This window comes from Paenibacillus albiflavus, from assembly GCF_004344915.1.
Classification (GTDB): Bacteria; Bacillota; Bacilli; order Paenibacillales; family NBRC-103111; genus Paenibacillus_AM; species Paenibacillus_AM albiflavus.
This window is the reverse complement of sequence record NZ_SKFG01000024.1, coordinates 1-12,854: the sequence shown is the minus strand read 5'-3', so window position 1 is coordinate 12,854 and position 12,854 is coordinate 1. Positions and strand designations below refer to the sequence as shown.

Here is a 12,854-nt window from a genome sequence, read left to right as displayed (position 1 = left end):
GATTAACCTCCTTGTACAACGACTCTTCTCAGTACTTTGGACATAAGGAATTTGCCTAGACCAATTAGCAAGACGAGCCAGATGAGTTGGAGAACGATACCGATCATTGCTTCATCGCTTGGTATATGTCCCGAATAGATACGGAAAGGGAAATCCGCTGTCCATCTAAATGGCAGGAAATAAATAATTTGCTGCAGCCATTCAGGCATGAGTGGAATCGGGATTGTCATACCTGCGCAGAATTCGCCGACTACGCCAAATAGCAGCAGAGACCCCATTGGAGATAACGTAATAAATACCGAAATATAAATGAGCATTGCGATAGAGACAACGATAAATAATCCTAGGATAAGCGAGATTGCAAATAAAATGAACGTAACAACATCAGCAGGCTGTGCAAATCGATAAGGCTCTGGTAAAAAGAGAGCAACGATCAGGATCGGGAAGCTTCGTAAAATAGCACTTGAGATTCGCTGTGCTAATAACTTGGCATACCAAAAGCTGTATATGCTGCTCGGCCTACATAACTCATAAGCAATATTGCCAGTGGTTATCAGATGAAATAACTCATTATCTCTGAACCATAGCATAATTAAGGATAGAAAAGATTGCTGCAGCCATACATACGTAATTACTTGATGAAGCGAAATCGGTGCTTCATTTATTGAGTGTGTGTAGAATGCTTCATAGACCATGATGATCATGAAGCCCCAGAAGAATTGAGTTGCCACGCCAGCCAAAGCTGCGGCACGATACTGGAGCCCCATATTCAATCTTAGCTTGAAAATTGATAGGTAAGCTTTCATGATATTTGATGCTCTTTATATAATTGGATGATAATATCGTCGATTGGCTGGGCATCGATCGTGACATCAAGAAGTTCGACTTGATTGGATAGTCTTGTCAGCACATCTGATATTCGGATTACTTCTGTATCTACTTGCATTTCTGCTCGATCTGTTGACCAAGAGGTAATCGTAACGCCTGGTATGTACAAAGGCTTGCAGTCATTGTGCACATAATCAAGGGCTACTGTCTTGTGTGTGCCGAACTGGGATCGAAGTAACTGCAGATTGCCGTCATAAAGCAGGCTGCCTTTGCCAATCATAATGATTCGGCTTGCTAAGGCTTCAATGTCATTCATGTCATGGGTCGTTAAGATGACGGTTACGCCTTTTTCTTTGTTGATGGTTTGAATGAATTGCCTCACGGCTATTTTGGAGACGGCATCAAGACCGATGGTCGGTTCATCAAGGAACAGAATTTTCGGACTATGAAGGAGGGAGGCGGCAATTTCAGATCGCATGCGTTGTCCTAGACTTAACTGACGGACAGGTGTGTGGATGATTTCTGCAAGATCTAAGGTTTCTACTAATAAACTTAGATTCTTGTGGTATTCCTCTTGAGGGACGTTGTATATATCCCGTAGTAACTCAAATGAATCAATGACTGGAACATCCCACCAAAGCTGAGATCGTTGACCGAATACGACTCCGATATTCTTCACATACTCTACTCGATTTTTCCAAGGCGTGTAACCTAATATGCTGCATTCCCCACGATCAGGTACCAGGATGCCGCTCATGACTTTAATGCTTGTCGATTTACCGGCGCCATTAGGTCCAATATAACCGACGATTTCGCCAGGCTCGATAGAAAAGGTAATGTCTCGAAGTGCCTCAACTTCTGTAAATGTCGGGCGAATGAGCGCTTTGACTGCATTCTTTAATCCCGAGGACCTTTTCGCCACTTTAAACGTTTTGCTAATACCACTCAGCTTAATCACAAATGGTTTCCTCCAATTCAATATTAAGTTAGTAAGACAAGAAGAAAATACTACCATTTACCTGATAGAAATGTCAACCTCAATAATTGAAATAAATAGTATTTGTCTGTGAATTAATTCCTTGCTAATTCATGAATAAGGGATATAATTATGAGATTAGTAATCATACTAAAATTATTTGGTTTGATGTAGGGTCTTCAGGGTAGGGTGAAATTCCCAATCGGCGGTAAATGGCTGCAAAGTCAAAGCCCGCGACTCCTTGTTGAAGAACGAAGCGAAGCTAGTTCTCCATATGGGACTGATTTGGTGCAAATCCAAAGCCGACGGTATAGTCCGGATGGAAGAAGATCGCATACAAGCTGCTAGCTCAGATGCGTACTAACTGATTTATTAATCCACGGTATTTGATGGATTATTAGGTATGTCTTCCAGAACCAAGAAGAAACGGCTTCTCCGTTCTCAAGAACGGTACGTTTCTTTAGGTGATACTTAGAATTTATAATACGGAAGTAATAAATTCTATATCACTAAATAAGATCCTATATTCAACGACCACGGAGGTTATTGAATATGGAGAAAACAATGCAATCAAGCTTATTTGTCGATCGTTCGAGCAAAGAAAGCCGCAATGGTATTCTGTTTGTCATGTTTGCTGCTGGATTATGGGGATTAGGACCATTATTTCGGATCTTAATTCTAGATTACATCAACGCAACGCAGATCGTTTTCATTGAACATCTCATGCTGTGTGTGTATTCTGTTCCTGTTTTCTGGATTCATCGCAAAGAGCTGAGTAATCTCAATTGGCGAGATGTAGGAGCTTTGTTGTTCTTATCGTGGGGCGGTTCTGTTATCGCGACGATTATGTTCACGCAGGCTTTTGCAACGGGCAATATGAATGGGGTACTCTTGTTGCAGAAGCTTCAACCCGTCTTTGCTATCATTCTGGCAAGGTTCGTATTGAAGGAGTTTTTACCTAAAGGTTTTGTCTGGTTCTTGCTTCTAGCAGTTGCTGGTACGTATTTGCTTACGTTCGGCTGGAGCATTCCGATCGGTCACGTTGAAGAAGTTCTTGGCACAGGTAGCTTGCTTGCTGTAGGCGCTGCGTTCTTATGGGGCGGCTCGACTGTGATGGGGAGACTTCTGCTTAACAAAATGTCATATGAGATGGTAACCGCGATGCGGTTCCTGTTAGCTGTTCCCTTGCTTATTGGACTCGTGATGGCAGAAGCGCCTAGTTGGGATGTACCTACATCCGCATGGGGATCAATTGGGATCAGTGTAGGGTTGCAAGCATTTATTCTTGGCCTGCTTAGTATCATTCTTTATTACCGCGGTTTATCGACAACGAAGGCGTCCTACGCTACTTTCGCTGAGCTATCTTTTCCGATGGTTGGGGTGGTCGTGAATTGGCTAGCATTTGGACAGTTGATCTCAGTCGCTCAAATTTTTGGATTCGTCTTGATTTGGATCGCATTGTACTTTATTACAAAACAAAGATAATGAGATCCTTCCTAATAAATAAGCCGTATGTATCCGTTCAGGGTATATGCGGCTTACATCTTGATTGCGGACATTATTGTAAGGTATACTTTTTTAGTAACATACCCTAAAGCAAATTCAGACAATTAAGGAGTCGTCATTCGATGGATAAAATTTTGATTTTTGGCCATAAAAACCCAGATACAGATACAATCTGTTCCGCTATTGCGTACGCAAATTTGAAATCTAGCCTAGGAGCGAACGTAGAGCCTGTTCGTCTTGGTGAAATTAATAATGAAACGAAGTATGCGCTTGATTATTTTGGCGCTGAGTCCCCTCGTCTTGTTCAGACGGTTGCGAACGAAGTGAAAGGTGTTATTCTGGTCGACCACAATGAACGTCAGCAAAGCGCTTCAGATATCGAGCAAGTTCAGGTGCTTGAAGTTATTGACCATCACCGTATTGCGAACTTTGAAACAAGTGCGCCGCTATATTATCGATGTGAGCCTGTAGGCTGTGCAGCTACTATTATTAACAAGATGTACAAAGAGAACGGTGTAGCGGTTCCGAAGCAAATTGCTGGTTTAATGTTATCTGCAATTATCTCCGACTCCTTGCTATTTAAATCTCCAACCTGCACTGCACAAGATGTTGCAGCAGCACATGAACTTGCAGCAATCACAGGGGTTGACCCAGAAGTTTACGGCCTAGACATGCTTAAGGCTGGTGCGGACTTAAGCGGTAAGACAGTTCCACAATTGATCGGGATTGATGCGAAAGAATTCCAAATGGGCAAATCCAAGGTTGAGATTGCACAAGTTAACGCAGTTGATGTGCAAGAAGTGCTTGCACACCAAGCGGAATTAGAAGCTGCGATCACAGACATTATTGCAAGCAAAGGCTTAGATCTGTTCGTGTTTGTCGTAACGGATATTTTGAATAATGATTCCGTTGCATTGGTACTTGGCCCAGTAACGAATGCGGTTGAGCAAGCGTACAGCGTTAAGCTTGTAGATAATAAAGCTACGCTTAAAGGTGTAGTGTCGCGTAAATCTCAGATCGTGCCTGTGTTAACGGATATTTTGAACAAACTATAAGTTTAAGTGTTAACGAAAGATGCCTTTATTAAAGGGCATCTTTTTTTCGTCTATAAGTAGTCTTTTATGGCATAAGGATACGTATTTTGAAGGAATATAGTATAATAGAGTAATTGATAGATTCCAAATTATTGATCAATTCTGAAGGGTGAGACGAGCATGAGTAAACTGAGAATATTAGTTGCAATTCCGAAGGGAAATATTTTTAGCACATTTTTTAGTGATGATCTGATTCGACAGCTTGAAGAAGTTGGCGAAGTTTGTTGGAATGAACAAGACACGCACTATACATCAGAGCAGTACGGTGAGAAGCTCAAGGATATGGACGTCGTTATTACGGGCTGGGGAGTACCTGTTCTGGATGAAGATGTGCTGCAGAATGCGAATAAATTGCGTTTAGTTGCACATACAGGTGGCTCGGTGAAGCCATATATTTCGGATGCGGTGTATGAGAAAGGAATTCGGGTGGTAAGCGGGAACGAAGTGTTTGCGGAGTCAGTTGCTGAAAGTGTGATCGCTTATGCACTTGCATCACTACGGGATATTCCTCGTTACTCCTCGGAGCTAAAGCAAGGAAAGTGGCCAACTGGTTTTTATAACGAGGGCTTACTGGATAAGACAATCGGTATTGTTGGGTACGGAATGATTTCGAAATTTGTCGTACAGATGCTAAAAGTATTTCATGCCAAAATTAAGGTTTATTCAGGCCATATATCTCAGGAAGAGCTGGACAAGCATGGAATGGAGAAAGCTTCCTTAGAAGATATTTTCTCAACATGCGATATCGTGTCGATTCATAGTGCTATGACTCCTGCTAACTATCATCTTATTACAGAAGATTTGCTCAATAGGATGAGAGAAGGGGCATTGCTTATCAATACTGCTCGAGGTGCTATCATTGACGAAGAGGCGCTATGCAGAGTGCTTGCAAGCAGAAATATTAGAGCTGTTCTTGATGTATACAAAGTTGAGCCGCTTCCGGCAGGACATCCGCTTATGGATCTCGATAACGCACTGCTTATGCCTCATATGGGAGGTCCCACAATTGACCGCCGTCTTATCGTGACTCAATCTCTGATCGATAATATTCATCGATTTATTGAAGGTAGAGAGTTGAAATGCGAGATTGATAGCTTCTATGCGAGCAAGATGACGAGATAGTAGAACATGCGAAAGGGCGGCAGATGAATATATCTGCAGTCCTTTTGCAGTTGTAACATGTATTTTGCTGCATAGCTCGGTTTAGTTCAAGTCCAGGATATGCTACAATACATATTAATTACACCGATAAGCGAGGACAAGTTATCATGATCGATAAAATGGATCGAAATCGAGCATTAGAAATGTTAGGCGTTGAGGCTGAGGCAACAGATGAAGAAATTGAGCGCCGCTATTCTCTTTTACTCAAAAAACTGCGTTCACAAGAGAAGAAGCATCAAGATCAGAACTCATCGTCCGATGAACCTCTACTAACCATTGAAGAAGTGAATGCGGCTTATAATGCTATCAAGGGAATCGAAGGGCAAAAACTTACGAAGGTTCAAATGGGTTGGAACAAAGAATCGTTCTCTCATTTTATGCAATACTATAAACTGCATGTTATTATTGCGTTCGTTATTCTGCTAATTATCGGATTTACGGTAAAGGGTGCTATGGATAGGCAAAAGTTAAGAGAAGCTGAAGCATTATTGCCGAAACCGAATGTAACGGTTGTTATGGTAGGCAATTATTTTACGAATACGGAAGATATTCCACAGATCGAACAAGCACTTCTGAGCGAGTTTCCGGAATGGGAGCGAATTAAAGTCGAAGTGATTTATCGTCCACTTGATATGCAAAATGAAATGGATGCAGCCTATTTGCAGAAAAGTATGATTGAGCTGATGACCAAAAAAGGCGATGTCTATATCATGGATCGGCCGAATTATGATCAATTGAATGAACAGGAGATTTTCACGAGCAATGTCTCGTTAGGTGATTTATCGAATAATAAAGTATGGTCCAATCTACCTATTCGAGGAAGTCATGTCATGTTAGCGGCGATTTCCAAAGAAGCTGAAAATGAAGAGAATGCTGTCAAATTGATTGATAGTCTAAAGTCAAATAAATAGATGAGTTTATCATAAGCCTGCCCTTCCGCACATAAGGGTAGGCTTATTTGTATACATAGTTAAAACGTCCCTTATAATCTGTTCTGACTTTACGCAGCTGCATTACAAAGAACGTTTTCTTTTAAGGTTTCTTAACCTGCACTTTTTTAACACTAAAACAACGAAAGCCCTACCTCTCAATCGTTCTTACGGTTCCTAGACCGCGCCAGTTATGAATTAGTTACATGAGATAAAATCGATACTACTTTGGGAATTGACCGTTTTATAACAAAGTGGGTAAATGAATCGGGTTAACACCGACAAAATGTAGATTTCTTTCTTAAAGAGGAAAATCATAAAGGGGAGATGCTTTACTTTGGTGAATTCCTTGATTCACTATGGGAAACGCGCCTTCCGAGGGACGACGACATCCGTTTCCTCTTGCTGGGGTGTTAGATAGATTCATTTTTCGAAAACCTAGTTAATAACTATACGCTATAATACTCCATGTGTCAATAGATAAAGTATAAAATCTCAAGGTGAATAATTTAACATTGTTTTTACATAATTCAGTTTACTTTATTTACCACGTGACGATATAATAAATTTAAACATAATTTTGTTCACTTCTAATTGTACAATTGTTCATATTCATAAGGATAATAGATTAAAGGAGGGGTGTTTAGGTCACGTTATTTGCTATTGGGCAGTGCTACTATTTTTTGGAGAGAAGGGTAGTCTATGTTTATTAGGAAAAGAAAGCTGACCAAGTGGCTTCATTTAGCGATAGCAGTCCTTGTGTTTGTAAGCGCTATATTGCCTTCTAGTTTATTCTTAAATAGTAAAACAGCTAAAGCAGCTATTAGTAATAATGTGGTAATCAGTCAGGTTTATGCTGCTGGCGGAGGCGCTGCGATTTTTGATTATAAGTTTATTGAACTCTATAATCCAACAAAACAGGATATTGATCTAACAGGTTGGACCATTCAATATTCGTCTGCAGGAGGAGTTTTTCAAGCAGCCAATTCGAAGCCATTATCCGGAACGATTAAAGCTTATGGATATTATTTGCTAAAAGGAGCATCGACAGGAAGCTCGAATGCGAATGTAATTAATATCGGTGGAATGACATTTGACGCCAATCCAGGACTAAATACTGCAGCCGGAGCAGGTAAAATTGCTTTATCTAAATCTAATACTGTAGTAACAGGAAGTTCAGATCCGAATGTAGTGGATTTCCTGGGATATGGAACTGGCTCTAGCGGTGCCAATGATAGTTTGGGAGCCGTCTTCGCGGGGACATCTTTTACCACTGGGACAATCACTCGGAAAAGCAACTCAACAGACGCAATTCCAGGCAAAGGCAATGGTTGGGATACAAGAAATAACGCAACGGATTTTAAATTTAATTCGGGTCCTACTTTTAACATTCATAATTCACTTTCACCGTTAGAAGCACCGGATGACAGTGAAGGCGGTGGTACGCCTCAAGCGACGCCAACACCTGTTGCATCTAAAATCACTTATGTCAGAGATGCTAGTGATAACACTCGCGGTATTGTAACCGGAGAAGCCGGTGCTGTTACGGGCGGAGCAATTGTCAAAGCATATGCGACTGGTCAAACGATCGAAGCTACTGCGACTGCTAGCGGGGCATTCTCCATGTCGGTACCAAATGCGGATACCAACTTGACGATCCAAGTAAGTGCGACACTCGATGGCAGAACAGAGAGTGCAAAGGTTCAGATTAGTTTAACTAGTCCTGACAGCATATCCACTATAGCATCTATTCGAATAAATGATGCCAACGGATCGCCTACTAATCAGGAGCAGACGTATACGGTTGAAGGTGTCGTTACCATGCCTAATGGCTTAATCGATACGAAGAAGAGCAATTTTTACATACAGGACGCTACTGGCGGAATCAATATCTATAGCACAACTTTAGCTCCACCTACAGGCACGAAACTGGGCGACAAGCTGCGTGTAAAGGGGAAAATACTCTTTTATCAAGGACTTACAGAGTTTGATGCGATCAGCATTGAGAAAATAGGGGAGGAACAAGTTCCTGCACCGAAATCACTGACAATTGCTGAGCTCAATACTTATGCGACTGCTGAACCTAACGAAGGGATTCTAGCCAAAATCTCCGGTAAAATAACAAGTCCCCCCGCTGTTGTAGGTTCAGCTGCAAATATCACGATTGCTGATGCGAATAACAAAACACTCACGGTTAGGGTTACAATAAGCAGCGGAATTGACTATTCAACTGCATTAGTTGCGAATCAATCCTATGAAATAGTCGGAATAATCGGACAAAATAAGTCGGCATCGCCGTACACGTCGGGTTATCAAATTTTCCCGCGCTATGCAAGTGATATAACAGCTGAGTTGACGTTGAGTCATACTGCCGTTACCCAGGCATATGAGGGAATTGATTTAACCATTACTGCAACTGCTAGCAATGCAGAGTCTGTAAACCTATATTATAGGGAAAAGGATAATCAAGGGTCTTTCACGATGATTCCTTTTACTACTACGGACCATATGCATTACAGCGCAACAATTGATAAGTCCAACCTAACCTCTAATGGAATTGAATATTACATTGAGGCCAAGGCGAGTACTGCTATCAAATTGATAGGATCGGCAGATACGCCTCTGCTAGTCAAAGTCGATCAATATACGTTGGGACCGCAGTTTACACAAGAAACGCCGTTTAATACTGCAGAGATTGAATCCAAGCGACCGGAAATTTCGGTCAAGATGTTTGATTTGAGCGGAGTTGTACTATCTTCTGTCAGCATCAAGATTGATGGAGTGGATGTTACAAATCAAGCGGCTAAACTACCTAATTTAATTTCTTATACCCCAATTTCTGATTTGTCCATTAGCAATCATACGGTGGAAGTCAGCGCAATGAATAATTTTAATATTTCGAGCAATTACACATGGTCTTTTACAGTTATTCCAACCTTCGACGGGGGAAATCATTATCGCGGTACAACACATAACCACACGAACATTTCCCATGATGGCAAAGGCGATCCTGAACAAGCGCTGTTGGAAGCGCAAAAATATGGTTACGATTGGTTCGCATTCTCCGATCATTCCCATGATATAGACAGCGCTTTGCTTGGTCAGGATACCGAAATGAAAGGTGATATGCCTGAACGTAAAGGCGGTGCCGATTGGAAGAAAACAAAGGATTTAGCAGCTCAGTATACCAAAAACGGGAATTTCGTTGTTTTCCCAGCATTCGAAATGACTTCGACGACTTGGGGCCATTCCAATGTATTCGGAACAGAGAATTTCATCGATCGAAACATTAATAACAAAATGTATCAGGATTTGAGTAAATACTATGCCTGGGTTCTTCAATACGATGATATCGCAGCGCAGTTCAATCACCCTGATATGTCCAAGAACGCGTTCAATAACTTTACGCCATACGATAGTAATGTTGATAAGTTGTTCACGATGTTTGAAGTTGGTAATGGATCTGGACAATATCAATATGCGAATTCCGACCAAAAATATATTGCTGCTCTAGATCTAGGATGGCATGTTGCACCTACTTATGGTGAAGACAATCATGACGGCACATGGGGACAAACGATGAAGAGAACGGTCATCGTCTCCAAGGATTTATCGCAGGAGTCTTTGCTTCAATCCATGAGGAACTTGCACGTTTACATGACAGAGGATCCGAATTTTACATTGGATGTTTTTGCGAATGACTACTACATGGGTGCGACAGTAGACAGCAAAACATTGAATTTCAAAATCAACGGAAACGATTTAATTAGAGAATCAAGTGCCGATCCGAAGTACAGTTATTTGCCTAAAAACTATGTATCGAATGACAAAATTAAAAAAGTAGAAATTATCTCTAACGGCGGAAAGGTTATTCAATCGATCACACCTCAGACAAATGCTGCAAACTTTAAGGATAATGACACATCCTTCGAATGGAAGCCAACCGTACAAGCGGCAGGTTCCCAGCAATGGTATGTCGTTAAGGTGACGCAAGAGGATGGCGATCGGGTATATTCTTCACCAATCTGGTCGCAACAAGCTGCAGTGGATGTAAAGGTTAGCGGTATTGAAGTTGTTGGAGATGCGATTATCGGTGGCAATGCTGCCCAATTAAAAGCAGGAATCAGCAACTTGGGAAGCACGGATGTATCGAATCTGAAAGTTGGTTTCTATTATGACCAGATAGTGGATAGCAACCAGATTGGTATATCTGTAATTCCATCACTTCCAGCTAAAACAGTGGCGACAGCCACCGTAACATGGAATAATCCTGTTGTAGGGAATCATCAAATCATCGCGACACTCATCGATCCACCTGCAGGTGATGATCTTACAGATAATGTGTTTATACTGCCATTTACCATAAAACCGCCACTTGGCTTGAAGATTATGATCGATGCCAAGCACAAGAATGAAAATACGAGTACGGATTCAGGCACGTATAAAGATAATCTGAATTCCATGACGAGTATATTGCGCAAAGAGGGATATACCGTTGTCGAGAATACAAGCGAGCTTACGGCAAATGTCCTCAGTGGTGTTGAGGTGCTGATGATTTCACATCCAGGTGTCAGCTTAACGGCCAATGAGAAGACGGCTGTTGCAGAGTATGTAAAATCAGGTGGCTCCTTAATGCTAACCGAGAAGAGCAATAATGGAAGCACGAATCCAACCATAAATAACGATTTGCTGCAAGAAATTGGTTCTTCAATCCAAGTTAATAATGATGGTGTGTTTGATGCAAGTAAGGCAGGGAATTTCTGGACTGATCCTATTGGCACCAAGCACGCGGTTAGAGCTCATCCGACGCCATTCGAAAATAATTACTTAATGGATTTAATTCCTGCTATAGATTACTTCAGCGGATCAAGCTTGAAAAAAGGAAGTTCAGGGAAGCTAATGACAGAAGGTAAAGTTACAGTCCTCGTCAGCGGAAACAAAACGTCCTATCAGGATAATGCTAAAACAGACACGGTGGATTATAACCTGCTTAATAATCGAACTCCAGGCGAAAATATTACCGGAGGAGATAGCATTCCGCTTATTGCATCCGAGGAGCTTTATAATGGTGGAAAAATTGGCAGAATTATCGTATCAGGTATGAATATTCTGAACGATAAGCAACTAGATGAATCGTATGAATCCAAAGGAAATACACGATTTACTTTATCTGCGTTCAATTGGCTTGCGAATCGGGATGTTCAAGTGACGAAGATTCAGGATGCTCGCAATAAAGCAGATGATACGGAACTGATGATTCAAGGGACCGTGACCACATCAGCGGGAGTGTTCTTTGATGCCTTCTACCTGCAGGATGAAACAGGCGGGATCATGGCGTTCAACGATGTTCCTGATAAGTCGGTTACGGTTGGAGACACGGTGCGGGTATATGGGCATACCAAAACATTCGAAAACAACAAGGAACTCGAATTCGGGCAATTTGATAAGAGTGTCGTTAAGGTAAATAAAATCCCGGGTACTCCGCTTGAGCCAAAGGAAATTGTGACGAAAGATCTTCATAATGAACAATATCATGGATTGCTCGTAAAAATTACAGGCGAGGTTAAATCACATCCAAATGAGGATTCCTATATCGTCGATGACGGCTCAGGTGAAGCTATCGTGTTCATCGATGGCTACATTGTGAATCAGAGCGGTCCCGTACCTGCAATCCAAATCGGTGATACGCTTGAAGCGGTAGGGCTAGCGGGAATGTTCAGCGGCGGCGAACGTATTCGCGTAAGGGATACCAAAGAGCTGAAAGTGACACCTAAGCAAACAGTTGGAGTAACAGGCGTAGAGCTGGATGAAACCAATTTTACATTAACTAGCATCGGGTCAACCAAGCAATTGCATGCAACTGTACTGCCGACGAATGCAACTAACAAGGCTGTTACATGGAGCACAAACAAGCCAGAGATTGCAAAAGTGAACGAATATGGTGAGGTAACGGCAGTAAATATAGGTGAAGCGGAGATTACTGTAACAACAGTTGACGGAGGATTTACAGCGACAAGCAAAGTAACGGTAGAGGCAGGAACAACTTCTCCAATCTCAGTAATAGGCGTAGAGCTGGATGAAACCGATTTAACATTAACTGGCATCGGGTCATCCAAGCAATTGCACGCAACTGTACTGCCAGCGGATGCAACCAATAAGGCTGTTACATGGACCACAAACAAGCCAGAGATTGCAAAAGTGAACGAATATGGTGAGGTAACGGCAGTAAATATAGGTGAAGCGGTGATTACCGTAACGACAGTTGACGGAGGATTTACAGCAACAAGCACAGTAACGGTAGAGGCAGGAACAACTTCTCCAATCTCAGTAATAGGCGTAGAGCTGGATGAAACCGATTTA

The 12,854-nt window shown here is 41.8% G+C and carries 7 protein-coding genes and 1 riboswitch; of the genes, 5 read left to right on the top strand and 2 right to left on the bottom strand.

From position 1 onward, the window contains the following. Positions 1-2: 2 nt before the first annotated feature. Positions 3-806, bottom strand: a complete 804-nt coding sequence (locus E0485_RS19100) for an ABC transporter permease (RefSeq protein WP_132419677.1) — start codon at positions 804-806, stop codon at positions 3-5. Beyond that, entirely contained in the window at positions 803-1,786 is a 984-nt protein-coding gene (locus tag E0485_RS19095; RefSeq protein WP_235857633.1) for an ABC transporter ATP-binding protein, read from the bottom strand. Before E0485_RS19095 ends, E0485_RS19100 begins: the two co-directional genes overlap by 4 nt. A 189-nt stretch (positions 1,787-1,975) precedes the next feature. Continuing rightward, positions 1,976-2,139: riboswitch (FMN riboswitch) on the top strand. Positions 2,140-2,350: 211 nt separating this feature from the next. Here E0485_RS19095 and E0485_RS19090 point away from each other — a divergent pair. The 5 genes from E0485_RS19090 to E0485_RS19070 all read left to right on the top strand — a co-directional run. After that, complete coding sequence (locus E0485_RS19090) at positions 2,351-3,289, top strand: DMT family transporter (protein WP_132419675.1); 939 nt, start codon at positions 2,351-2,353, stop codon at positions 3,287-3,289. 143 nt (positions 3,290-3,432) lie between these two features. Then, entirely contained in the window at positions 3,433-4,365 is a 933-nt protein-coding gene (locus E0485_RS19085; protein ID WP_132419674.1) for a manganese-dependent inorganic pyrophosphatase, read from the top strand. 159 nt (positions 4,366-4,524) lie between these two features. After that, positions 4,525-5,526: a hydroxyacid dehydrogenase gene (locus E0485_RS19080; protein ID WP_132419673.1), complete on the top strand. Its 1,002-nt coding sequence runs from the start codon at positions 4,525-4,527 to the stop codon at positions 5,524-5,526. Between the two features lie 146 nt (positions 5,527-5,672). Then, positions 5,673-6,476, top strand: coding sequence for a J domain-containing protein (locus E0485_RS19075; protein WP_132419672.1), 804 nt, complete (start codon positions 5,673-5,675; stop codon positions 6,474-6,476). A 720-nt stretch (positions 6,477-7,196) separates the two neighbouring features. After that, positions 7,197-12,854, top strand: a 5,658-nt coding sequence (locus E0485_RS19070) for a CehA/McbA family metallohydrolase (RefSeq protein ID WP_132419671.1), incomplete at its 3' end; no start/stop codon positions are given.

Coding starts and splice junctions, on each gene's coding strand:
- E0485_RS19100 (WP_132419677.1), bottom strand. CDS start 806: ATGAAAGCTTACCTATCAATTTTCAAGCTAAGATTGAATATGGGGCTC.
- E0485_RS19085 (WP_132419674.1), top strand. CDS start 3,433: ATGGATAAAATTTTGATTTTTGGCCATAAAAACCCAGATACAGATACA.
- E0485_RS19080 (WP_132419673.1), top strand. CDS start 4,525: ATGAGTAAACTGAGAATATTAGTTGCAATTCCGAAGGGAAATATTTTT.
- E0485_RS19075 (WP_132419672.1), top strand. CDS start 5,673: ATGATCGATAAAATGGATCGAAATCGAGCATTAGAAATGTTAGGCGTT.